The following is a 24,181-nucleotide window of genomic DNA, read 5'->3' as shown; positions in this document are numbered from 1 at the left end:
ACTCATTTTAAAAATCGCGAGCGCGAATTGACGCTTGTCGCGGAAGCCTTGACAGGTTTACGGGCGCGTTATTCGGATTCGAATAACCGCTCTCCGCGATGCAGCCGCCAGGCGATGCGCGCCGTATGCGGCATCTCTCTCGCCGTCGGGGCATGGGCGGCCAGATAGCGGGTGCATGCGATCAGCATGGTGTTCGCGGCGCGGCCGGCTAACGCCTCGGTCCCCTCTAAGGCGCGCCAATGGTCGTATTCGGCGACAGCGGCCTCGTACATCTGGAAGGAGTGGAATTCCGCGTCTTCGCGCAGCAGACAGTGGCCGAGCGTATTGAGCAGCGGCGCATGATCGCGGCCGGAATCCAGGTACGCGGCAACCCAGCCGGCCGCCTCCTCCACCTGTTGGCGCCGATCCAGCAGCGACAGCAGGTCGTCCGTCGGCGCTTCGGCGATGCCCGCCTTGTACTCGTCCTGCTTCGGCTTCGGAGCGCGCGGCACGTTCAGGAAACGGTCGTGATAAATCGCGATCGCCCCGTAAAATAAAGCCCGATACAGCAGCGGCTCCTGCGAGCGCAGCAGTCTTTCGTGAACGGCATGGGCATAAGTGAACGTATGCAGGACGGCCAGCCAATCCCCGAAGTCGTTCTGGGTATGGAAGCGCGCGATGCGCTCCGCGGCCGCCAGAGCAATCAGACGGGCCAGCCGGGCAGGCGCGATGCCGCCCTGCAGCGCGTCGGAAAGGAGCTGAATCGTGGCAAGGGGCTTGTCGCCAAGCAGTCGCTCCACGAAAGCGCCTTCATCGAACGGCGAGTCGAGAACGGCGGCTTGACTGGGCGAATTATCGCGCGGCAGCCGCTCGAATGCCCGCTTCAGCGGCGCGACCAGGTCGACCGGAGATTGCCAGTGATGCTGCTCTTCGCTGCGCGAAGGGTTTCTCATCAGGGGCGTAAGCGCGGCGAGAATGAATTGGGCCGCATCCGGTCCGATCGCTTCGAGCGTTTCGAACGCTTTATTGTGAAAATCGAACGTGTGCCCGCCATCCAGATAGAAATGATCGGTGACGGCAACGAGCATCATCTCCGCAAGCCGATCGGGCGAGCTGCCGGAGGCAATGGCCGTTAGCAATACTTTCTCCGCCCCTTGCGAATCGCGCACCTCCACGCAGCTGCGATACCAATCGGCAAGCCGCTCGGCCGATGTGCCCGCGGACGGCAACGGACCGAGCAGACGGCGGGGAGCGCGGCCGGCTCCGGCGCGGGCCACATGGACCAGGCCGTGGTACAGCGCCAGAATACGCCCTTGCTTATCCAGCTTCGGAAGCACGTTGCGCATGGCGGCGAGAATGGTCAGACCGCTGCCCCAGCCGTCGCTTTGCGACGTTCCGTACAGAATGCCTATTCTCGCGATCTCATCCTCGGATACGCCCGCTTCGATCAGGCCGACGACGGCTTTGGCGATAACGATGCCGATATTCTGCTCCAGGCCTTCCCGCAGCCGCTGATTTAACTTCTCGATGCTCATCGTTTGTCGCGAGTCTGCGTTGACCCAGACTTCCCCGTTCTCGATCTTGACGTCATGAGCCAGCGCATCGTCCGCCCAAGGGTCAAGCGTGCCGCCGCTGCAGACGTCAAACCGCGCGTGATGCCAGTGACAGGTCAATATTCCGTCGCAGAGACTGCCCAAATGAAGCGGAAAACCGAGATGCGGACAGCGATTGTCCACGGCCGCCGCCCCGTCTTCATGGGCAAATACGGCGATTCCCCCTTTGATGACTTTAGCGCCATCCGACTTCAGTTGCTCCAGCGTGCCGGCGGAAATCCAATCCTCTGTTCGCATTGCTTTTCCTCCTTCGTTTTCGGTTCAATCCTTATTTATATTAATTCTAATCTAATAAGAAATAGGAAACAATACCAATGAGCGTGTTAATCCGGAATGGATTGCCCTTGCTTGCGTACATTACGGATGTTCCCCGCAAAAAAACCGCCGGCTCGCGGCTCCGCAGACGAGTCTCCGAGCAATTGCTCCACTTGATCAAGCTGCCACTCCAGGCTGCTGGCATTGTTGGACACGCCTTTTTGCCGGATGACATACACTTGTTTGTTTCTAACCGCGCTTAATTCGTTCCAGCCCTTCGTATGAACCAGCTCCTCCAGCCAGCGCTTAAACTCCTTTTCTCTGCCCTCTACGACATACAGCCGATCCGCTTCTATCTCTGCCAGCCGATCGAATGGAACCTCCACCCGTCTATTCTCGGCGTTCCGCTCTGTTGTAAGACTCATAAGAGTAGAGGGACGAAATCCGATTACATCGTAAAATACAGGAAAAAAACGCGACGCATGCACCCATACTTTCTGCTCGTCGAGCCTAAGAACCGCAGCCGTCTCATCGGGCTTCAACCGTCCCTTGCACCAGCTCTGCACCGCTTGTTTTTTTCGCGTATAGCGATCGAACCAATCCTGGGCCTCGTCCTGCTTGCCCAAGACGCGGGCAATCTGCTTCAGCCGCTCGATCGGCAGCGTATCCCAAGGAACGACGATCACCGGAGCCAAAGTTTCGAGATGGGTGAGCTGCTCGCGGGACATAAAGTCGGATGCCACGATCAGATCCGGCTTCAGCTCCAGAAGCTCGCTTGTCCTGTACTCTGTTTCGCCTATACTGACGATGCCGGCGATGTCCTCCTGCAGCTGCTCCAAAGTGACATCCAGCGTGCCGATCGGCCTCATGCCAAGCGCCAGCATTTCACCCGCATAATGCATCGTTACGATTTTAGAATCGAGTTGACGTTTCCTTACATATTCCTTGGGCGAGCAGCCTACCGTTTGTTTGAAACGGCGATTAAAGTAATGTACATCTTTGATGCCGATTCTGCTGGAAATTCGGCTGAGCTGATCATCCGTCTGCAGCAGCAATTCCTTGGAGCGGTTAATGCGAAAATCGTTCAAATAATCGATGGGCGTTTTGCCCGTAATCCGCTTGAACAAGCGCGTATACTGACGGACGCTGATATTGACTTGACCGGCCAACTGAGTGACGGTATAGTCGGAGGCATAGTGCGTCTGAAGATAGGCGATCGACCGGTTTACCGCCTCCAGCGAAGTTCCTTCGTCGTCCGTCGAACGGTACTGATCCAGCACGCGATACAGCATCTGCTGAAATAAGAGCTGCGACTTGAATTGCTCCATCGGCGTCGTTCCGTTCAGGCTGCGGTACAGCTCCGCAAGCTCGTCCGCCAGTCGGGCGAAGGGCTTAATGCGAAACGGACGTTTGCCGCAATCTTCCCAGGGAGGCGTTGTGCGATAACCGGCGCCCCTCGGCTCAACAAGCCGGTACGAGAGCCTGTAGCCTTCGCAGCCGTCTGCAGCCGCCGTAATCCGTAACGGATCAGAGGGAGACAGCACTATGCTGTCTCCCTTGGACAATTGCCTGTTTCCTTCTCCGGATGCGACCCAAACCTTGCCTTTGGTAACCGTAAGCAAGCAATAATCGCTGCTGTTCCCATAATCTTGTGCGGCTTCCGGCGCCAAGACCAGCCGCTCCGCTTGGTCCAGACAAAATAACAGCGGCGAGTCTATCCGCTTGCTGCCGAACGATTCTGTCATAGCTAATCAGCCTTTTCATAACGATTTCGCGGACGCGGCAGTCCCAGATGGCCCCGCAGCGTCGTGTGCTCGTACCCCTCGCGAAACAGCCCCCGATTTTGCAGCTCCGGAATGACGAGATCGACCAAGTCGTCCAGGCCGCTCGGAAGAATATTCGGGATATACGTAAAACCGTCCGCCCCTTCATTCGCAAGCCATTCCTCCAACCGATCCGCAATTTGCACCGGCGTACCGACCAATGTCAAATGTCCGAAGCTCTTCTCCAAATGTTGATAAAGCTGCCGAACGGTCGTCCAGCCTTCGCGATCGGCCAGCTCTTTGTTTCGTTTATATTTTGCCGTAGCGGAGCCCTCTTGCGCAAGCGGCAGCGGACCGTCCAGCATAGGTTCCGCAACCTCTATGCCAAGCAGATGGGAAATCCGGTCCAGCCGAATATCCATACGCTCCAGCTCCGTTAAATACCGCTGCTTCTCCCGCGCTTCCTCCATTGTCGTTCCGACATGCAGATGCAATCCCGGCATAATCAACAGCTCTTCGGAGGTTCTCCCATATTGGGATAATCGCTGCTTCACATCCTGATAGAACTGCCGCGCTTGCGTCAGATCGTTCAACATCGTAAAGACCACATCGGCGGTTTGCGCGGCACGTTCCTTAAAGCTGTCGGATTGACCGGCCTGAATCAGCACCGGATGCCCTTGGGGAGGCCGAGCGATATTCAGCGGTCCCTTCACGGAAAACCATCTGCTTTCATGCCCGATAGCATGAACCTTGCGCGGATCGGCGAAAATACCCGACTCCTTATCGGCGATAATCGCCTCGTCTTCCCAACTATCCCACAATCCTTTAACGATGTCGACAAATGCGACCGAATGCGCCTCCCGCTCCTCTTGCTTGGGGCGATGATCGTTTTTGAAATTCGGCGCTTCCAGCTCCCCGACGGACTGGACAATGTTCCATGAGGCGCGGCCGCCGCTCAGCTGATCGAGCGTCGCCATCATCCGGGCAATATGGTAAGGCTCATTGTATGTCGTCGATATTGTAGCCGCCAAGCCGATCCGCTCCGTCAGAGCGGCCATCGCCGTCAGCAGCGTCACCGGCTCCGGCCACACATTGACCATATGCTGAAACTCATGGTCGGTCGTAGCCGATACGCGGTACTGATCCGGCTGGAACAAATAATCCAGCTTGCCTTCCTCCGCTTTACGAGCGAGCTCGGCATAATAAGAAATAGGGGCGTTGGGGTACGCTTCCGCGCCGGGGTGTCTCCATCCGCCGCTGGCCGCCCTCGGCGCGATAAGCGTTGTGGCCAATTTCAGTTGTTTGCGCTTAGCGGTCATCTCGCTTACCCTATCCTTTCGCCTACTTGGACTTGGTCAATAGCGCGTACACTTCGTCCAACGCCCAGTCCAAAGTGGTCACATCCTTGATCGCGATCCGGTGGCTGATCTCGTACATCTGCCCTTTCTTCACCGCAGTAAGGTTCTTCCAGACGACCTCTTTCTTCATGTCTTCGAAAACTTGTCTGGATTCGTCGTCATTGATAAAGACAAACAGATGATCCGCCTCAAACTCAGGCAGAATTTCCAGCGAGAGACTTTCCTTTTGGAAGTTTGGCTGGCTTTCCAACTCAATCTGCTTGTCTGTCACTTTAAGCCCATAGGCGTCAAAAACGGTAGGGAACGTATCGCTCTTGTACATGTAGACGTTTTTCAGCGCGAATTGAATGACTAGCGCGGTTTGCTCCTGCAGCTTTAACGCTTCCGTTTTTTTACGGGCTTCTTCTACGCGCACTTTATAGTCGTTGATCCACTGCTCCGCCTGGTCCTTTTTATTCATAATATCGGCCATAGACCGCAGCGATTCATAGGGGTCTCCGAAGAACTTCGTTGTCACTGTCGGAGCGATTTTGCCGAACTGCTCCAGTTCTTCCGGCTTAGCCAGCTCGTACATAATAATGAGATCGGGCTCCAAGGACAGCACTTTCTCATAGTCCCCCGCGACTCCCTCTCCTACAATCTCGATGTCCGCCTGATCCTCTGCGGAATAGAAACGAAGCAGGTTCGCCGTAGAGCCGACCGGCTTTTCCCCCAGTGCCAGAATCTCGCCGACCGTCCATAGCGCGACTACCCTCTTCGGCTGAACCGGAATTTCAACCTCGCGCCCCAGCGCGTCTTTATAGATTCTTGTTGATGAAGCATTGGACTCCTCCGATCCGCTGGCGGGCGGCGTACTCACCGCTTCACTAGCGCTTGGAGCGGCATTCTCTTTGTCGTTGGCCGCACCGCAAGCGGACAATACGAGTACAGCAATTAACATGAGCGAAAAAATGACAAACGGTTTTTTTGAACGATTCATTCTGACTCTCCTTCGTAGATAACGATTATCATTATCAATTATAGGGATGGAGAATTCCGCAAACAATAGAGAATAGCGTCACATTAATAGGGGATAAAAGCGTCACGTCCGCCGTGCGTACTTCAAAAAGAAGCGTCCCGCCCCCCTGCATTCAGGGGGATCGGGACGCCTTTCATCGTGTCTACTGCTCCAAAATCGTTTTTAGTTCCGGGTCCAGCGTGAGCAGCTTCCAGAGCATCGTCACCGTCTCCGCGCGAGTGGCTTTGCCTTTCGGCTGCAGCTTGCCGTTGTACCCTTGAACCAATCCTGCCTGCGCCGCCGCAAGGATCGACTGCCGCGCGTATTGCCCGGCATCGGCCATGTCCGTGAAGTCCGCCTCATTCGTCTGCGGCAGCGCCGCTTCATTCACCAGTCTCATCAGGATGACGATCATTTCTTCCCGGGTAATCGTCGCATCCGGCCGGAAGCTTCCGTCGCCATAGCCTGCGACAATGCCGTGCTTGGCGAGTTCGGCGATGCTCTCTTGCGCCCAATGCCCATTCAGATCGGCGAAGGATGCCGACGACGAACTGGATTGCGCAGGCGCGAACACGAACAGTCTGGCAATGACGGAAGCAAACTCCGCTCTCGTAATCGGCTTGCTTGGCTTAAAGCTGCCATCGCGATATCCGACGAGAACCTTCAGATTTGCAAGCTTGTCGATGGTCTGCCGCGCCCAATGCGCCGCGGTGTCGGCAAACGCCGCCTGATTCAGGTCCGCCGTGGCCAATCGCTCCTTAATGGCCTGCAGCATCTGCTCCCACTGGATCAGACCTTTGTTGAAAATCGACGTCGACTCCGGTTCAGATGGCGTTTCCGGCGCTGTTTCCGCTCCCGGCTCCTTGCTGCCGTTGCCATCGTTACCGCCGTTGCCCTCGTTATCGCCGGAATTCGAGCCTGTTCCCGGTCCGGGGTTTGGCGTCGGCGTAGTCGAGCCGCCAATGGCAAATCCGGCAGCATCCACCTCATATTCCAGGCCCGATGCCAGCACGACCTTGGCCGCAACCTTATAGGAGCCTTCCTTCGACAACGTCGTCAGCTTCTGTTCCGTCTTGCCGTCGTAGGCGATCGGCGTCCAATTGTCGTCATTGACCTTGTACATCGCCTTATCGATCTTAAAGTCGTCTACGACATAGGGAGACAGGGATACTTCCACATTGCCGGCGTATTTGCCGTCTGCCCCCGCAGTCCCCTTCACCTTCAGCTCAAGCTGCGGCTTGGACGATTGCGTATTCGTCACGCTGAATTGATAGGTCGTCGCCGTACCCGACGCGCTCGCCGGCTGCACGGAAATCTTCAGATCGTTGACAGCGCCGCCTGATGACGACTGCAGCGGTTGATCGACGGATACGAAGCCTTTGCCCGAACGGATCGTCTTGCCGCTGTCGTCCAGCAGCGACACGGTCGCCTCGCTGTTGGACGCCGCCGCCACCAGTTGCGCCCGCTTCAGATCGCTCGCTTGCAGCGCGTACGCCGTCCGGCCCGGATCGAAGTCCAGCGCCACGCCGCTAATTCTGACCGTGCTTAACGTTGCATCGAGCGCATCCGCGCTTTCCTGGAAGAACACGGCCTGAACGGAATGCCCCGCCTGACTGAACGGTACCGTTGTCGTCTTCTTCTCCTCTGCGTAGAACGACAGCAGCCCTGTCGCATCGGTCGCCACGTACTTCGTCTCCAGAACCTTACCTTCGGCATCGAGCAGATTAAGCAGCACGTTGCCCGAGGAGATCGGCGCCATCTTCATATTCTGCATCGTCAGGTTCACGCTCGTGCCGGAGGCCGCATTCGTCTGTTCCAGCGTCAGCAGCACACGGTTCTCCTTGTACTTCAGCGCCAAATTGTCGAGCAGCACTTTCGCTTCATTGTCGGACCCGTCAAATTCCTTGAGCGGCTCTCCTTGCGCATCCTCCGCCCAAGTACGCAAATAAATCATGATTCCGTGCTCCGGAATTTCCTGCAAGGAATGCTTGGTCAGATAAGCGCCGACATCGAATTCCACCGTCTCGACATATGCGCCCTGATCGATCAAGCTCAGAGCGTCCGCATCCGCAATCGCAATGACGCTGCCAATCCGCGAATCGTCCGTATACTGGTTATCCTCATACAGCGCCAGCTTGACGACACGTCCCTTGCCGCTCGACGTCGTGCCGTTCTTGTTGTAGACCGGAATGGACAGGATCCGCTTGCCGCCCTCTTCCTGCATCACTTTAATCTTCGAAATTCCCGTATCCGGCACGTCCAGCTGCAAGGTGCCTGCCATCGATTGCCGTTCCCCGTCGGCGAAAACAACCTCGACCTGATACGCCGCATCCGCAATCGGCGAAGGTACGGTATGATAGGCGATCAAACCTTGAGCGCTGTTCGGCACGAGCGACAGATTGTCGTAGCTCGTCAGCTCCCCGTTAATCGTAATCTCCACCGATTGAATCGCGGACAAGCCTTGATTCACGACATTGAACTGAATCGGCAGGTCGTAGCCGGCTACGATCTCGCCGGGATTATAGACGACCTGATCCGCATTGAACTGATTGCGGTACGTTGCGCTGGCCGTATACATGGCGCTGACCGTCTTGGACACGGTAACGGGAATGGCGTCTCCTCCCGCTTGGCCTTCCTGCTTCGGCGTAATCGCGCCCACAACCTCCGTATCTGTCGTATACGTCGTACCGAGCAGCAGCGCATGAATTTCCGTCCCCGAGCCGTTGCCGACATACGCCGCAATCGTATCAATCGCGGTATCGTCCGGCATCGCGCCCAGTTCCATGACGCCCGACAGATACAGCTCCCCGCCGCTAAGGCCAAGCTTCACCGCCTTCAGCGCATCGCGGCTAACGACATCCCCGGACGTCGTATCGACCTGCGCCTCCTTCCAGATCAGCGACAGATGCTCCAGCTTGCGGTCCGCCCGCGGCATCTTCGCGAATACAAAGTTCGGATGAATTCGAACGTTATTGTACGCCTTCACCGCGCTCAGACTGTCCACAAATTCCGGGTAAACTTCGCCGTCCCGATTGACCGCCAGCATCCGAATATCTTCCGCAGCGCTCTCGTCCTCGCCGCTTGTCGTATACCAGGCCAACACAAAACGTTCCGCCCCATCCGGGAAAATAACGCTCGTCAACTGCGGATTCTCGTTCGCGTTGCGGTCATTTGTCACCTGCAGGTTTTTCACGACGCCCTTGGTCCTCCAACCGGAGGTCGCGGCTGTCGGGTCTGCCGATGTATCGATGACCGCATACACAATCTCGTTATCCGTCCCGGCGACGTACTCGTCCGCCGGAATTTGCTGCGTATTGCCCTTGTTAACCGTATAGACGACAGCCGTTGTTCCATCGTCCAGCGTCTCCGCCGACATCCCCATAACCGTGCCGTTCGTGCCGTTATACAGCGTCTCGGCATCGCTCCACACGCCGCTGGCCGTATCGTATACCGTGTACACAATGCTGTCCGATTCGGAGAAATCCAGCGGGTTGTCGATGTTGGACGAATAGACGCTGCGATAAGCGACGACGACTTTGCCTCCGCCTACCGAGACGACCGGCGCAATATCGGGGCTTTGATTGTCCGTTAGCCGCCGCGTCGTCCAGTTCGTCCCGTCATAGATCGAAGCCATCACCTCGGCGCTGTTGTTCATCAGCAGCATGTCCGTGCCGGTCAGCTCTTCTCCGGCTTCCTTGCCGATCTTGTCCTTCTGTCTGACCCAGACGGCGGCGAGCAGATTGCCCTCCCCGGCAAGCTGCAGCCCCGTATCTCCATAGCCCTTAAGCGCAGCGTCGGTCACGATCTCCCCTTGCGGATCGTAGCCGCCCTGACCGTCCCGAATCGCCCAAGCGGCGACCGTATCTTCTACATTCGCGCTGTTGTTGTCGGACAGGTAGACGAACAGAGAGCCGTCCGCGGCTGCCTGCGGATTGGAATACGGATACGCATTGGATTGCAGCACCTGTGGTTCGCTTGGCGCTGCGGCCAGCAAGCTTCTCCTCGCGCTGGAGGGCGCTTGCTGCCATGCGCGATCGTATTCGTTCAGATAGCTGCGATCCTCCAGCGTCTGCGAATTGAACACCTGCATCGGATCTTCTCCGATAGACCTCATGTAAGCCAGAATGGCAACCTCTGCATTGGACGCCATCAGCGGCACCGTCGCATGCTCTTTCCAGTAATCCTGAATGTTGTTCCAGTTTTTCGACAGCCACGTATGGCTGTAACGCAGAGAAGCGAAGTCATGCTGAATCGAGATAAACAGAAACTTGATGACCACACGCACGCCGACAATGCTTTCCAGCGTCAGCTTGTTGCCGTACAGCACGCGATCGCTGCCGTTTTGCAAATAGTCCCGATTCAGCCATGTGCTTGTGTTCTCCAGCGTGATTTTGCCGAATACGCCGATTTTGAAGGCGATAACCGAATAGTCGAAACCAACGCCGCCGAACGCTTCGATATAAGCAATGATGCGCAGCGAGGTCAAATAATCGTTAACGCTGTCCAGTTGCGGATTGCTCCACGGATTGCCCGGCACTTCGTCGAACAGGACGGAAGCTCTGAAGCCAACCTCAAGGCCGCCGCCAATCGTTAACGAGAACGTCAACGGTACGAAGCCCGCTTGAACGTTCCAGGACCACGAATATTCGAAGCCCCCGCCCGCATTAAATCCGCCGCCATGCACGACGGCTTCCCAAGCGTCGGTCTTCACATTGTACTTGATTTCTCCAATGTAGTATCCGCCTGCGCTGAACGGGATGCTCTTGCCGGAATGCCCATCAAGGCTTTTCATTAACGAGCTCTTCTGATCCGCCACATATTGCCCCATCGCGATCTTGTACAGGTCGCCGGCTCCGGGCGCAAAGTTGTTATCCGATTTCATGAACTGCACATCGCTGCTGCCCTGCGTCGACGCCATCTTGTCCAGCGAAGCCGACATAATCATTTTGAACACCATCGGGTCGTCCGTCGGATACACTCTCATGGAGAGCGGACCGACGTCCATTTTCAGATTCCCCAATAGGCTGAGCGTTTCCAGAACGACCTTGTCGTTATTGCTCGGACCTTTCGTGCTTCCGTTGGTGCCGTTCATATCGCTTTTCAGCTTCTGAAGACCGGAGCGAAGCTCCGCAGCGCTGACCTCGGAAGCGCCGATCATATTGACGATCGTGGCCGTCGACGTGAAGCTTTTGCGGAAGCTGTCCGGCTTGTCGTACAGCTTGAAATGAACCGAGCCCGATTGCGCTTTGTCCAGCCAGATCGTATCTTTATTCAGCACTTGAACATGGCGCGTCACCCACAGGTCCGAGAACGGATACTTGAGCGTCTGATACGATTGTCCCTGCGGAGCGAAGCCTGTGCTATTTTCCAAAATGGCATAAGCTTCCTGATCCGCCTCTTCTCCCCACCATAGCAGCTCGGTCGTCAATTGAATGCTCGGGTACGCATTGTTAGGGCCGTACTTGCCGCGATAATCGCGAATATCGGTTTTGACGCCTTTATCGCTGCTTGCGACGAACTGATTCACGATTACAGGCGTCGGCCGCTGACTCGCATTGCCGATCATTTGCGCAATCTTGTCGCCGATCAGGATGCGGTCGATCGGGCTCGCATCGCCGTTCAGCGCGACCAAGCTCGGATTGTAGCGGTCGTCCTCGAACCGGGTTTCGACGATGAACTCCAGCTTGTCCTTGGCGGACAGATCCGCGGCATTCTTCTCCCCGGCGGCCACGGAATAAAAGTCCGTCGTATCGAAAATAATTTCCAGCTTGCCGTCGGCAGCCAGCGTCTCCGTAATGCCCGCGCCGCCGATCTCCGTCGCTTCGGCATAATTCCCGTTCTTGTACACGCCGCCGCGATAGGTCACTTTGCCGGTGTACGGCTTGCCGTCGGGCGTCTTGAAGAACAGCTCGACCTTCGACAGCTGCCGAAGCTGCAAAATATTAATCGGATACAGCTCGAGCTGCGCCGGATTCCCTTCCTGCGACAGCAATCTGTCCTGACTGAACACGCCGGTATAGGTCGAGCCGTCAAATACGGAGGTCACATACGCATCGCTTGCAATGCCGCTCTCATCGTACAGCGCCAATTGTCCGTTGGCATCGCTCTTCACCGTTTTTTCGGCGCCTGCGCCGTTCGTGTACGTCAAGGTCGTTTCCGTCTTCGGATAGAGCTGGAACAAATACAGCTTGTCCTTCAGCGTCTCGACGGTCAGATCCAGCTCGGCCTTCATGCCGGTGCGGGCATGCGTGGCGGTAATCGTCGTCCGGCCGTCGTTCGTGCCGCCGAGCAGGAACTTCTGCTTCGGCTGATACGAGGAATTGTTGAATTTCTCGATATCCTCGACATAGCCGTCGCTGCGATGATAGATGGTGCCCACGTCATTGTCGGAAGATTTCCAGGCGATCTGATCCGTAATCTCTCCCAGATCGTCGTAGTCCTTGTTGTTGACGCCCAGCTCGTTGTTCAGCAAAATATTCCGCTTTAAGGCGATAATCTGATCGCTTGTCATCTGCTTGATGCGGTCGACGTTGCTCATCTTGTAAGAGGTCGCCGGTTGACCGTCGATTTGGATTTGCACCGCATCGTTCTTGTACACCTGCAAATACAACGAATCGTACGACCAGGTCGCATCCGTGCTGTTCTTCACAGCCAGCGTAATGGCGTATACGTCCTTGATCTGCTTGCTTCCGGTTACGGAGGCGAGATTTAAGCTGTAGCTGCCTCCCGTCGCCGTCACATTGCCGTCGCTGAACTGGCCTGTCGTTTGATCGAATACGATGCGGCTGTCCGGTATAAGCACGCCATTTTTAGTAATCTGAAACTCAAATTCGCCCCGATTGACCGGATCGAAGTTGTCGAGCGTCCATCTGATCGGCAGCGAGCCGACGGAATCGACTACAAACTGGCCCATCGACTTGTCCAGCGTCACCGTCGCCGCTTCCGATCTCACGACGATATACGATAGCGCGGACAGCGTGGACTGTGCATTTTCCGGATTCATCGTACGGATGCGAACCGTGTAGCTCGGCACATTGCCGCTCGAGATGTCCTTCATATAAGAGCCCGGAATCTTAAAGCTTGTCGCGTTGATCAGCTCGGCGGCGGTCGGAGCTTCCCAGCTCTGCGTCGGCTGCTGCGCGGCAAGCTGCGCCTCGTCGTAAAAGCCATCGTACAGCTCCAGCTTGAAGTTGGCGTCCTGTACGGCCCCTCCCGCTCCGGCCAGCTCTTTATAGCGATCCATCACATTGGTTGACCACAGGATGTTCGCGTCCTTGTTTTTGTTGACGTATACGCGGTTGGCAAAGCTCGGGACGACCACGGCCGCGGAACCGTCCGCGCTAATCGTAATCGTCTGCGAAGTCACCGTCGCTTCCGCCGCTTCTCCGTTGTTTTTGGCTGCCAGCGTAAAAGTAACCGTACCGGCCGTCCTGGGAAGAACGGTTCCGTCGGCCGTGATTCCCGCGATCGCAGCGTCGTCGCTGCGCCATTCGAATTGATCCGGCGTTGTATAGGTCGCATTCGGCGGATAAGCGAACCCCAGCTTCGTTGCCGTCGCATCGATCAGGTTCACCACATAAGGCGTGCCGGACGGCCAGGCTGCAGGGTAGACGATCGACAAATCGGCAGAATCGATATATTTCGGTGTCGTGATCTCAAAATAGGCAAACTGATCGGACAGCATCCCCATATCCTCGGAGCTGCCGACGGATAACGCGCCCGGAGTCGTATTGCGGTTATAGAAAATTTTCGCGCGCAATTGCTTGCCGTCCGCCGCTGCATCTGCGTCCGTCAGCGCGTCGAATATCGCTTGCGTAATTTGCAATTTGCCTTCCAGAGCGGGCGGGGAAATCGGAAGCCCGTCTTCTCCCGTCTTCCAATCCAGATCGATGACGCCAACGGAACGATCTCCAAGAGATGCCTTGACCCGTTTGGCAATCTCTTCGGGAACCGTAGCTCCGTCAATCAGCCAATCCTCCTGATTGTCGCCGGTTACCAGATTAACCGTTACCGTAGCCGTATCGCCAATCAGATAAGCCGATTTATCCAACGCAATCGAGCCGAATACGTCGGAACGCGCATAGTCCAGTTGAATGTTCGGCACATTCGTATAATCCTGGTTCCAGGACATTATGCCATAACGGTCTTGAAGAAACTCTGTCGGCTCTTTGGCCCGGTAGTTTTCATCGGAGATGACGTAATAATTCGGCGTACTCTCGCCATCGGATTGCTTCACATTTAATCCTTTGTATGCTTCTCCGCTTTGGGTCGCTTGCCGATAAGCCGCAACCGTAGACTTGTCCAGCACGGCCTGATAATCGTATCTGTAGGACATGGCCCCCCAACCGAACTGCTGTCGGGTCGCAGGCACAACAAGGGCAGGCTGTGCAATCAGATTGTTGTCCAGCACCAGCCTGGGTTGAAAGTCGTAGCCGCCGGGACTGGAATGGATGACCGATTGACTATATAGGATCTGGATCGGCAACATTTGCCCTGTCGTATAGAAGCCGCCTGTAGAGGAGGCCTGCAATATGGAATTGAGGGCCAAGTAACGGTTTTGAACCCCATTTCGCATGGCATATTCGAAGAAATTCGGAATCGCGCCAATTCCTGCAACTCCCCCGTCATTGCCCGCTTTGGAGGCAAAAGCCAGATAAGCGCCGCCGTTATACGAATGCGTGAACGGTTTCATCGTGCCATAGGTAAAGTTGAAATCCATATAATCGAGGTTTTTGAAATGGTAAAAATGAAGATAATCGGCACGGGCGTATTCGGCCCATACCTGATCGCGGAATTGATCCGGCTGTTTTTCCTCTTCTGTGCAATATACGATTTGGGCAGGGTTTCCGACTGTTCTCTGGCAAGGAAAGTTCCAAATCGCCGCTTCGTTAACGGTACGAGTTGCAAACGTGACTTCCTTCGTCGTCTCTCCGGGATTAAACGTCACCGTCCCCGTTGGGTTGACTGGACCCGGAACGGCCCCCTGCGTGCCTGCAATCTGCTCGTAGTCGAAGGACACCGCGACATTTTGCGCTTTATTGAGCTGGAAGGTGATTTTCGGGTCTTTATTCACGATTGCATACTGCGTTACGGTGACATAAACCGTATCTTCATAATTGGCTGCAGGGCTTGCGAACAGCATCCTTCCTTGCGGGCCTGCCGTCATCCCGGCCAACGGGCTGCCGTTCTCGTCGACAAAGCTCAGCCCGCCCTCTTCTTCAACCTGCGCCAGAATAGAATCGAGGCTGTCCAGATGCTCGGGAGATATGCCCGCTCCGCCCTCTTCTCCCGCAGGCAGCAGGCTCGACAACCGCTCTTCAATCGCAATCATTTCCTTAAGCGCCGCAAGCGTAATCGGCTCGCCGTCGACTTCGGCGATTTGCGTCAAATCGACGCTCTCGTCCGCCAATAGCTGTTTCATTTCCTCTAATGTATAGATCTTGTCGTTTACAAGAATAGAGTAGCTCAGCAGTTGCCCGTTCGCATCCGCCAGACCAAGCTTCTGAAGCGTCTCCAGCATCGCTGGCGCCTGCTCCGCTCCATACTCCTCGGTTAACAGACGAAGCAGCTCCGCATTGTAGTCGGCGCCGCGTCCTTCCCCGGGCGTTGCAGCGAATGCCGACGACGTGAAACTTGTCGCTATCATCACAAATACTAACAAACTAGCTACGAATTTTTGGAATCGAACGAATGGCTTCATTCATTTCTCCCTCTCCATGCGCAATCAGCCGATTATCCATGAAGATTCGGCATCTGCTTCATTCTATCGCCCGGCTAATCGAGCGCAAAGAGAAGGAAGTCTTGATTTTTGTCACATGACAAACCCTGTAAAGCGCCGCATGCAAGCCGGAGACGTCTCCCCGGGCTTTACGGCTCCAGAGATCGCAGCTTCAGCAGCACCTGCGTCAGTTGGGTGCGGTTTTTGCAGCCTGCCTTGGCGAGCATCTGCGAGACGTATTTCTTCACGGTGATTTCGCTCAGGAACAGCGTGCGGGAAATTTCCGGGTTGGAGCAGCCCTGCAGCAGCAGGCGGGCAATATCCTTCTCGCGCTCCGTCAACCGCAGGTCCGGCTCCTCTTCGCCGTCCCCCTGCGGAAGCCCGGCCGGCGATATGCGTCCCAGCCAGGAGATCAGCCTCGTTCCGCTCAGGTCCAGCAAGTAGGTCGGAGCAGGACTGTCCGCTCCGTAATCGACATGCTCGGCCCCGGGCACCTCCTCGAAGCCCAGCCTCCGCAGCAGCTCCTGATAGAACGGCAGATGCGTGCTGACCAGAATGCGGCCTCCGGCGGCAACGTAGCCCATCGCCGCATGCACGAGCTCGGCCCGCGCCTTGGCGTCTCCCGGATCGGCGACGTCGATCATCCGGATGAACCAGCCGGCCGGCCGCTCCGGCGCAGCGGCCAGCTGCAAGCGTTCGTCCAGAGACAGCGTGGAGAAATAGGCGCGCGTAACCGGACGGGTCGCGAGCATCTCCAGCGTATTGCGATGAATGGGAATGGCCGCGAGCAATCCGACGGGCTTGCCGATTCTGTCGCGCATCAGCTTGACCGAATCGAGGCCCAGCGCCAGCCAATCGGCGGGATCGACCAGTTCGGCTCTCCGCTCGTCCTGCCGCTGCGTCATCTCCAGCGTGTAGACGACATCCTTCTCGCGATCGTAATAACGATTTCTTTTCAAGCGGGGAAACGCTCTTCTTGCCTCGAGGAACGCGCGCACCTCCGGATAATTTGCCTCGTTCAGCGATTCCATCCGGTTCTCGGAGGCGGCGGAGGCGACCGCCAGCACCGAACGGGGCAGCGAATCGGACAAATAATACAGCAGCTCCTGCAGTACCCATCCCCGTTCTTCCTCGGACGCGTCCTTAAGCAGCTCCAAATAGTAGCTCGTACAGGAGCGCAGGCTGTCGCGGTAAGCCGCAGGCTTGCTTTTGCGGAACGACGCCCGTATCGCCTCCCGCACGCCCTCCTGGATATACCAGCCCCGGCGGGTCGAGGAGACGAACGACAGCTTGACGAGCGCCGCGAATTCCGCGTCGGTCACGGGGGCGCCGCACATGCTTCCCAACAGCTCCTGGTTGAACACGCGCGCAGAGGAGGCATATTCCATCCTTGCCCGCAGCGCTTCGTCGGCCGTCTCCCATAGCCAATGGCCGGACAGCTCGGCCAGATCGGGCCACCTCTGCCAGGCGGACGCGCCCGGCGGGAGCAGGCTGAGCGTCAGCGGCAGTCCGCCCGACCAGACGTACGCTTTGGCTGCGAACGCCTCGTCCTCCTCGCCTTGATGAAGGGCGACGAATCGCCTCGCCTCCGCTTCCGAGAAGCCTTCCAGCTCCAGCTTGGCCGTCCGGCCGCGCCAGTAGGCCGACCGGAGCCAGCCCCCGTCCAACTCGTATCGCCCGGCGATCACGAGCAGAATATCGGAATCCAGCCGGGGAATAAACGAATCCCGCAGCCAACTGTCGATTGAAGCGGCCCGTTCATAGGAATCCAGCGCCAATACGATCCTCGTCCGGGCAGCCAGGCGGTTGAGCGTATCGTCCGGCTTGTCGGCTTCGGAGGGCAGCAGGCGCCGCAGATGAGTCTCGAAGGCGTCCGGGGACGGAGCCATATCGCGGAAATCGATCAAGACGAACAGGGCCCCCTCGCGGCGGGCCAGCGTACCGCACATCCGCAGCAGACGGCTCTTGCCGATGCCGCCGACGCCATAAACGTTCAGCAGACGGGCCCGGCGATCCGGATCGCTCAGCCATGCACGGAATTGCTCCCGTTCCGCCTCTCTCCCGACAAAACCGGCCTTTTCCCAACGTTCCTCTTCCGCCTGCCAATCGTTCACGCCCTCGCCCTCCGCTCTTCCAATCGCTTATATACGATCGTATACTATCTCTCGATGATTTGCGATGATATTGTAGAATTATCCATTTTGCAAGGAGGCGTTTCATTATGATCGTAGCCGAGAGGGACGGGCGGTACGTCTTAACGACGAACGACGACCACGCCCGAATGGCCGGACAGCTCGCGGGAATGCTGGGCGGCACCGCGCTCCCGGAGCAGGATCGGCGGGAGGAATTCGTATACGCCGTGACGGAGCACGACAGAGCCTGGATCGGGCTGGACGAGGCGCCTGTCTGGAACGACAGAGCCTCCAGACCGTATTCCGTCTCCGATTATCCGATGCCAATCCGGCTGCCGCATTACTTGAAAGGGCTGGAGGAAGTCGCGAGCATCAGCGAATACGCCGGACTGCTGTGCAGCATGCACTATACCGCAATTCCTCCGAACGCGGTGCAAGGAGCGGCCGGCGGGATCGGGCCGAAGACGTTCGCCGTCATCGCGGCGGCCAAGGAGCGCGAGAAACAAATGCTGGGCAGGCTGGACCTGGATGCCGAGGGGATCCGCTTGCTCGAGAAGCATCTGAGGCTGCTGCAGGCGCTTGACCGCATGTCGCTATGGATAAGCACGCAGCAGTTCGACGAGACTTCGTCCGGGGACAACGATCCTTACCGGCTGATGTTCGGCAGCACCGAGGAGGGCTTCCTGCACGACGGGTTCCGGCTTCGCTGGTCGGCGCGGCAGACGGTCCGGGTCGAGCCTTACCCCTGGATCGGCCCCGTGACGCTGTCCTGGAAACGCAAGGAGCTGTCCGTGCGGCGAACCGCGGAGCTCGGCCTGCTTCATGCCTGGCAGGAAAGCCCTTATGCGGAGACAAGCATTCAGGTGCTGCCCGAAGGGAGCGGGTCCGCTTGAGCTTCCTCGTCTCCGTCGCGATCGTGCGCCTTCTGCTCGGAGCCGTCTTCGCGGCCGGCGCCGTCAACGGCTTCCTGATTCTGGCCGGACGGAAGCCGTTCATGCCGGTCAACCGCGAGGCGACCGATCTGTTGATCCGCGCCGGCTACCTCTATCCGCTGGTGAAAATTACCGAGCTGGCCGCGGGCATCCTGCTGCTGTCCGGACAGTTCGTTCCGGCCGGCATTGCGCTGCTGGCCCCGATCGTCGTCAACATCTTCTTCATGCATCTGCTGCACGATAAGCCGCTGATCGGCGTCGGAGTTCTGCTCGTCGGCATGGAGCTTTACTTGATGCTCGCTTACCGGGATTACTTCCTCCCGATGCTTCAGCTCCACTCCCCGCTATAAAATGCGCACGGGCGCTTTGGGGCCGTTCCGCAAATCAGACGCTGCTGCCTGATTTCATACGGAACGGCCCCTTGCTTGCGCTTGAACCGCGTTTTGCCCTTTTGATCAGCTACTCGTTCGCGGCAAAGCGGTCAATCTCCGCCAAGTCGAGATGATCGGTGAGCAGCCGATTGTAATGCGCCACCTTCACGATCCCGTTCTCGTCGATGAGGAATTCGGCCGGAATTCGGTGGAAATTCGAGCCCTCCTCGGGGGTCAGCTTAAATCCGGCGACCGCAGCCTCGGCAATATACGCCTTCGTGCCGGCATCGGCCAATGTCGCCTGCACCTTCTCTTCCGACGTCTCGATGCCGTACAGATCGTAAAGCTCGGACTCGGGGTCGGCGACCAGCGCGAACGGAGCGTTCTGCGCGCCCACATAGGTCTTCATGTTGGCCGGCGGCGATTCGAAGACGGCGACGACCTCCATGCCCCGGCTCTGCCACTGCGGGTATCGGCCGATAAATTGGTGCACGCGCAAATTGCACAGCGCGCAGGCGGAGAAGCGGAAAAAGGAGAGCAGCACTTTGCGGCCTCTGCAGCTCTCGAGCGTTACAGGGCCGCCATGGATGTCGACGGCCGCAAATGCGGGGGCGGCCATCCCCGGTTGAAGTTGACGAATCATGGATCATTCCTCCTAAAATGTGCGATGGGATAGGTTCTATCCCATCCTATCAGGAGGTTCGCAGCGCTTCCGTGACCTGGTCACCCAACAGCGCTTCCAATCCGCCGCGGCGAACAATCCGCACCCAGCCCCGCCCCGTCTCGATCCACCCCCGATCCCGGTAACGCCGCAGCGCGCGGCTGACGACTTCGCGGACCGAACCGATCTCCGCGGCCAATTCGTGATGCGTGACGCGCACCATCGGCCCGCGCTCTGAATCGGCTCGCAGCAGCGCTTTCGCCAGACGCGCATCCAGCGGCTCGGACCGCCGCTCCCCGGCCTGCCCGCCGATGCGAAGCATTCCGTCGAGCAGGCCGCCGAACACCGCGGTCCGAATGTCATCGTGCGTCTGCAGCCAGCCGAGGAAGCAGCGCTTCGCGACGAACAGCGCCTCCACCTCCGACTCGGCCCGGATCGTCCCCGGGTAATCGCGGCCGCTCAGACCGCTGAGCACGAGCAGCGCGCACACTTGCCGGGCGCCAGTATGCCCATGACGGATTCCTTGCCGTCCTCTTCGATTCGGTTGATCCGCGCGGTGCCGCTCAGCAGGAACATGCCGTACAGCGCAGCGTCGTCACGCTGAAGAATGGCGGCCTTCGCAGGAAACCTTCGCACGCTCGGCTGCGCTTCGGCCCACTCCTCTGCGGTAACCGAGCGCAAACAAGGAAAAGCCGCCAGCAGCTGCGAATTCGGATATTTCAATGCTACGCCTCCTCTCTGCTCATTCCGTTCGTTTTATGGACGACCTCCATTTATTCTCCGTTTCTCCGAGCGGTTCCTTCATGGGGCTTGACCGGTGAAGCGTTCCCCTGCCGGACAACGGCAATGGCGCGGAATACGAGGCTTCCGCGCCATTGCGAGTATGGGATTGCTCGGTCGGCTTCCTCTAAGGCAGCTTCACTTCGATCTCGATCTTGTAGAACGAGGCGATGACATGGACGAACTCCGCCTCCATCGCTTCCTGGTATTCTCCGCCTCTGGACGGCCGTACGAGCATCGTTTGCGCCGGCTCGCCTTCAGGCACGTAACGCGCGGATACTTTGTAGCGGCCGATCGGCACGCCGGTCATTCCGAACCCGTCGTTGGTCACTTGGCCGCGGCCGATGTAAGGCTGGGCGGTTCCGCCCGCAGTGTCGCCCACCGGCACCAGCGTCAGCTCGACGTCCTCTTGGGCGGGCGGCGGAAGCGTAATATCCTGCGGATTCCACAGATCGGCCATATGAAAGATGACGGAGCCGGTTGCCGTCCGCAGCGTAAAGTTCCGTACGGCCCCGGCGTTGCCGGCGAACGGGTCGTCATTGTCCGGCGTCAGTTTAACCGGGGACGACTGTCCGTTCAATTCGACCGTGGCCTCCCCGGAAGCGTGCCAGGTCGCCGCGAGCTTCTCCAGCTCGATCCGGTAGCGCCCGTTCGCATCCGTGACGCCCACCTCGTTGCTGTTGTACAGCAGTTGATTATCGGCGTAAATTTTGGCGCCTTTCACCGGATGGCCGTCGGAATCGACGACGATCCCTTTCAGAACATAGGGCTCGGCGCCCGCGCTCGACGCCCCTCCGTTCCCGCCGGCTTGGGTTCCGCCGTTCCCCGAACCTTGACCCTTCCCGTCCGGGCCTCCCGCAGCATTCCCCGTTCCCGCGTTCTTCCCGTCCGAGCCGCTCCCGGCATTGTCCGCCTTTCCTTTGTCGGAGATGCGAATGACCGCGGATTTGCCCTGGCCGGAGTAGGACACCTCGTACCCGCTGTACTCCGATACGAAGCGCAGAGGCACCAGCGTCTGTCCGCTCACGATTTGCGCGGGCACGTCGAGCGTGACGCTCCGCCCGTTAACCGCAGCCGAGCGGCTGTCAATCGTCAGCCTGATCTCGAGGCCTTCCTTCGTTCCGGTGACGATCGACAGACCGTTCTGCTTGGTCCAGCCGACCTTGAAGCCCAGCGTTTCCAGCAGAGGACGGAACGGTACAAGCGTCGTGCCGTTCTGGATGACCGGCGATCCTCCCTGCATGGCAATTTCTTGGTTATTGTAGTACACCGTCACCGTCTTCGCCGCCGCTATCGCTGTCGCGCCCTCGCGGCCGACGCAAGCAACGCTCAGCAGGACGCTCAGCAGCAGGCACGCCGTCCTGACCGCTTTGCGAAATCCGGATATCGCGAATGAATTCATCTTGCGTTTCCCTCCCGTAAAAAACAGTTTACTTGGCAAGCGTCTCGAACCGTCGCCCGGAGCGTCTTGGCACAGCCGTTCTCCCCTCCGCTGCACGGAACGGGAGCGGCGGCTTCAAACCAGTTATAACACGGTCGATTTGAGCCTCGATACTATACGAAAGTATATAAAAGAGACCGTTCCATAAGTAGGACGTACAAGGCAACCGTTGAAAAAAGAAGAGGCATCCACCTCCTGAAGACTGCCATATACGGTCCTGAGATCACATTGCAACGGGTTTACCATGCCCATTTCAGGATCGTATAGCAGCGAAAGGAGATAGACGCCCCTGGACATCCATTCATCGCTCATCATTAAGTACGCCTCTTTTACTTACGGGACAACCTCTATTCCGGACTACTGCGGCCGAGGCTCGCCGTCCTCCTCATTCCGCCTCGCAATGCCATGCTGGATATAGGGAATCGCCAATCTCACGAATTCCCCCGGCGGTATGTTCAGCCCCTGCCTTCTCCATTCCACGGAAGCCCCGTAAATCCCCCAGCTTAAGAGCACGGCCGTAACCTTCAGGGCGTCGTCCTTTTCGGCCTTATGCCGCTTTAGCAGCATTTTGTAAAAAATGATTTCGAGCTGCTCCCTAATAATGCGGGCGATGGTGTCTTCGTAACCTCTATGACAGCGCGAGGAGAGCGACTTCTGAAAATCCGTTACCGCTTTGAAAATTTTAACGAAGACTTCCTCGGTCAGTTCGTCGTTTTCGTAGAAATCGTAATTCAGATTCACCGACAATACCTCGGACAGCACCTTCTCCAACAAGTCGTATATATCTTCGAAATGATAATAAAAAGTGGCGCGATTAATCATCGCTTCCGTAGTGAGATCCTTTACGGTAATCTCCTTGAATTCCTTTTTCCCGGAAAGCTCGATGAAAGAATCCATAATCAATTTGCGAGTACGCAGCACCCGAGGGTCTGTCTTGGATGACGTCATTCGGTTAACCCCCCACTTTTTATACAGGTTCTTGAATGTGTCGGATAAACGACAGATCCGCAAAACTATCGGTGTCGATGGCTTTTATTATGATTTAAAATTCGAATACGAGCAAACTTGGGAGGAATAAATAGATGATCTGCGATTTAAAAACGGGCGTATGCGGGGAAGCCGGCGAGGAAGAAATGGAAGTTATCGATTTTAATCAGCCGCAAAAATCGGTTCATCTCTATTACGTAACCGATCCTATCTGTTCTCACTGCTGGGCAATCGAGCCGGTGCTTCGCCGTTTTATCGAGCAGTACGGCCATTATTATAACCTGCATACGGTAATGGGCGGCTTGCTGGAGAAGTGGCATGACGGACCGATCGATCCGGCCAACGGAATCTATAAGCCGGCCGACGTTGCCGGCCACTGGAGAGAGGTCGGGCAGCATTCGAGAATGCCGATTGACGGGTCGTTAATGATCGACAATCCGGTTCAATCGTCCTATCCGCCCTCTCGCGTCTTCAAGATCATTCAGAGCAAGCATTCCGAGGTCAAAGCCTTCGAATATTTGCGCCGCGCAAGAGAAGCGTTATTCGCATTTAATCGAAATATAGCGGAACCCTCCGTAATGATCGACATTGCGGATCAGCTTGGCCTGGACGGCAAAGCCATCGTCAACGAGGCCGAACAGGCCGTCGGCCAGCAATTGTTGAAGGAAGATTTTGCTCTGGCCGGAAAATTGGGGGTTAGAGGCTTTCCGACTCTGATTATGATCAACGAGGAAAATAAAGGCGTAAAGATTGCCGGCGGCCGGCCGTTCGCCTCCTATGTCGACGGCTTAAAACAAGCTCTCAATCAGGACGAGCTGCAGCCCAGACCGCCCCGCGCCCTTGCCGATATGCTGGAGCAGGAAAAGCTGCTGTTCTCCAAAGAAATCGAGGTCATGTACGAGATCGAGCCGTCGGAGGTGGCCTCTTACGTGGCAAAAGAGCTGCCGCATGATCGTTATCAAGCGAAAGCTCTTCTGGGCGAAAGCTATTTTACAGCGGTGAAAATGGACTAATACAACGGGGCTGTTCCCTAAGCAGAGTGGCATAAGATGATCGATAGACAAAGAAGGGGGATGTACCTCCTGGAGAACTATGCTTGACCCACAGTGAATCCAATAAATGGGAGGGGCTAAAACGAGGTATATCGACGGTGCTTGAGTACCGTATGCAGCTCGTTTAAGCCTCTCCAAAGCA

General features: G+C 57.2%; 14 protein-coding genes. 3 read left to right on the top strand and 11 right to left on the bottom strand.

What is annotated here, in order from left to right; all coding sequences use genetic code 11:
- Window positions 1–68: 68 nt before the first annotated feature.
- The 6 genes from ACFFT4_RS14465 to ACFFT4_RS14440 all read right to left on the bottom strand — a co-directional run bounded on the left by ACFFT4_RS14465 (window position 69) and on the right by ACFFT4_RS14440 (window position 17,797).
- Window positions 69–1,829 (bottom strand): Rieske (2Fe-2S) protein, encoded by a 1,761-nt coding sequence (locus ACFFT4_RS14465; RefSeq protein ID WP_378048727.1) that lies wholly within the window; start codon window positions 1,827–1,829, stop codon window positions 69–71.
- 86 nt (window positions 1,830–1,915) lie between these two features.
- The gene (locus tag ACFFT4_RS14460) at window positions 1,916–3,592 is read right to left on the bottom strand and encodes a helix-turn-helix domain-containing protein (RefSeq protein WP_378048725.1); all 1,677 of its coding nucleotides are present in this window, start codon (window positions 3,590–3,592) and stop codon (window positions 1,916–1,918) included.
- A 2-nt stretch (window positions 3,593–3,594) separates the two neighbouring features.
- Window positions 3,595–4,929: an NtaA/DmoA family FMN-dependent monooxygenase gene (locus ACFFT4_RS14455; RefSeq protein WP_378048723.1), complete on the bottom strand. Its 1,335-nt coding sequence runs from the start codon at window positions 4,927–4,929 to the stop codon at window positions 3,595–3,597.
- Between the two features lie 22 nt (window positions 4,930–4,951).
- Entirely contained in the window at window positions 4,952–5,947 is a 996-nt protein-coding gene (locus ACFFT4_RS14450; RefSeq protein ID WP_378048721.1) for an ABC transporter substrate-binding protein, read from the bottom strand.
- Window positions 5,948–6,128: 181 nt separating this feature from the next.
- A complete protein-coding gene (locus tag ACFFT4_RS14445; RefSeq protein ID WP_378048719.1) occupies window positions 6,129–15,611 on the bottom strand; it encodes an S-layer homology domain-containing protein in 9,483 nt (3,160 codons plus the stop codon).
- Between the two features lie 221 nt (window positions 15,612–15,832).
- Window positions 15,833–17,797: a LuxR C-terminal-related transcriptional regulator gene (locus ACFFT4_RS14440; RefSeq protein WP_378048717.1), complete on the bottom strand. Its 1,965-nt coding sequence runs from the start codon at window positions 17,795–17,797 to the stop codon at window positions 15,833–15,835.
- A 107-nt stretch (window positions 17,798–17,904) separates the two neighbouring features.
- Between ACFFT4_RS14440 and ACFFT4_RS14435 the strand changes: the two genes are divergently transcribed.
- Both ACFFT4_RS14435 and ACFFT4_RS14430 read left to right on the top strand, forming a co-directional pair.
- Entirely contained in the window at window positions 17,905–18,708 is an 804-nt protein-coding gene (locus tag ACFFT4_RS14435; protein WP_378048716.1) for a DUF3891 family protein, read from the top strand.
- On the top strand, window positions 18,705–19,097 hold the full coding sequence (locus ACFFT4_RS14430) for a hypothetical protein (protein ID WP_378048714.1): 393 nt from the start codon (window positions 18,705–18,707) through the stop codon (window positions 19,095–19,097). The genes ACFFT4_RS14435 and ACFFT4_RS14430 overlap by 4 nt, the downstream gene beginning before the upstream one ends.
- Before the next feature lie 109 nt (window positions 19,098–19,206).
- On the opposite strand, the gene ACFFT4_RS14425 is transcribed toward ACFFT4_RS14430, so the two are convergent.
- The 5 genes from ACFFT4_RS14425 to ACFFT4_RS14405 form a co-directional block, all read right to left on the bottom strand.
- A complete protein-coding gene (locus tag ACFFT4_RS14425) occupies window positions 19,207–19,761 on the bottom strand; it encodes a peroxiredoxin-like family protein (protein ID WP_378048712.1) in 555 nt (184 codons plus the stop codon).
- Window positions 19,762–19,810: 49 nt separating this feature from the next.
- Window positions 19,811–20,269, bottom strand: a complete 459-nt coding sequence (locus ACFFT4_RS14420) for a Crp/Fnr family transcriptional regulator (RefSeq protein WP_378048710.1) — start codon at window positions 20,267–20,269, stop codon at window positions 19,811–19,813.
- Window positions 20,239–20,502 (bottom strand): cyclic nucleotide-binding domain-containing protein, encoded by a 264-nt coding sequence (locus ACFFT4_RS14415; protein ID WP_378048708.1) that lies wholly within the window; start codon window positions 20,500–20,502, stop codon window positions 20,239–20,241. The genes ACFFT4_RS14420 and ACFFT4_RS14415 overlap by 31 nt, the downstream gene beginning before the upstream one ends.
- 184 nt (window positions 20,503–20,686) lie before the next feature.
- Window positions 20,687–21,961: a stalk domain-containing protein gene (locus tag ACFFT4_RS14410; protein ID WP_378048706.1), complete on the bottom strand. Its 1,275-nt coding sequence runs from the start codon at window positions 21,959–21,961 to the stop codon at window positions 20,687–20,689.
- Window positions 21,962–22,357: 396 nt separating this feature from the next.
- Entirely contained in the window at window positions 22,358–22,948 is a 591-nt protein-coding gene (locus ACFFT4_RS14405) for a TetR/AcrR family transcriptional regulator (RefSeq protein WP_378048704.1), read from the bottom strand.
- 134 nt (window positions 22,949–23,082) lie between these two features.
- Here ACFFT4_RS14405 and ACFFT4_RS14400 point away from each other — a divergent pair, with 134 nt between their 5' ends.
- Window positions 23,083–24,000, top strand: coding sequence for a DsbA family protein (locus tag ACFFT4_RS14400; RefSeq protein WP_378048702.1), 918 nt, complete (start codon window positions 23,083–23,085; stop codon window positions 23,998–24,000).
- The last annotated feature ends 181 nt before the right edge of the window (window positions 24,001–24,181 follow it).

Origin of the sequence: Cohnella cellulosilytica (genome assembly GCF_042431195.1) — a bacterium.
GTDB classification, from domain to species: Bacteria; Bacillota; Bacilli; order Paenibacillales; family Paenibacillaceae; genus Cohnella; species Cohnella cellulosilytica.
Note: the sequence above shows the minus strand (reverse complement) of the source record. Positions and strands in the feature narration are given on the sequence as shown.

Coding starts and splice junctions, on each gene's coding strand:
- ACFFT4_RS14400 (WP_378048702.1), top strand. CDS start 23,083: ATGATCTGCGATTTAAAAACGGGCGTATGCGGGGAAGCCGGCGAGGAA.
- ACFFT4_RS14445 (WP_378048719.1), bottom strand. CDS start 15,611: ATGATAGCGACAAGTTTCACGTCGTCGGCATTCGCTGCAACGCCCGGG.
- ACFFT4_RS14405 (WP_378048704.1), bottom strand. CDS start 22,948: ATGACGTCATCCAAGACAGACCCTCGGGTGCTGCGTACTCGCAAATTG.
- ACFFT4_RS14460 (WP_378048725.1), bottom strand. CDS start 3,592: ATGACAGAATCGTTCGGCAGCAAGCGGATAGACTCGCCGCTGTTATTT.
- ACFFT4_RS14410 (WP_378048706.1), bottom strand. CDS start 21,961: ATGAATTCATTCGCGATATCCGGATTTCGCAAAGCGGTCAGGACGGCG.
- ACFFT4_RS14425 (WP_378048712.1), bottom strand. CDS start 19,761: ATGATTCGTCAACTTCAACCGGGGATGGCCGCCCCCGCATTTGCGGCC.
- ACFFT4_RS14455 (WP_378048723.1), bottom strand. CDS start 4,929: ATGACCGCTAAGCGCAAACAACTGAAATTGGCCACAACGCTTATCGCG.
- ACFFT4_RS14435 (WP_378048716.1), top strand. CDS start 17,905: ATGATCGTAGCCGAGAGGGACGGGCGGTACGTCTTAACGACGAACGAC.
- ACFFT4_RS14450 (WP_378048721.1), bottom strand. CDS start 5,947: ATGAATCGTTCAAAAAAACCGTTTGTCATTTTTTCGCTCATGTTAATT.
- ACFFT4_RS14465 (WP_378048727.1), bottom strand. CDS start 1,829: ATGCGAACAGAGGATTGGATTTCCGCCGGCACGCTGGAGCAACTGAAG.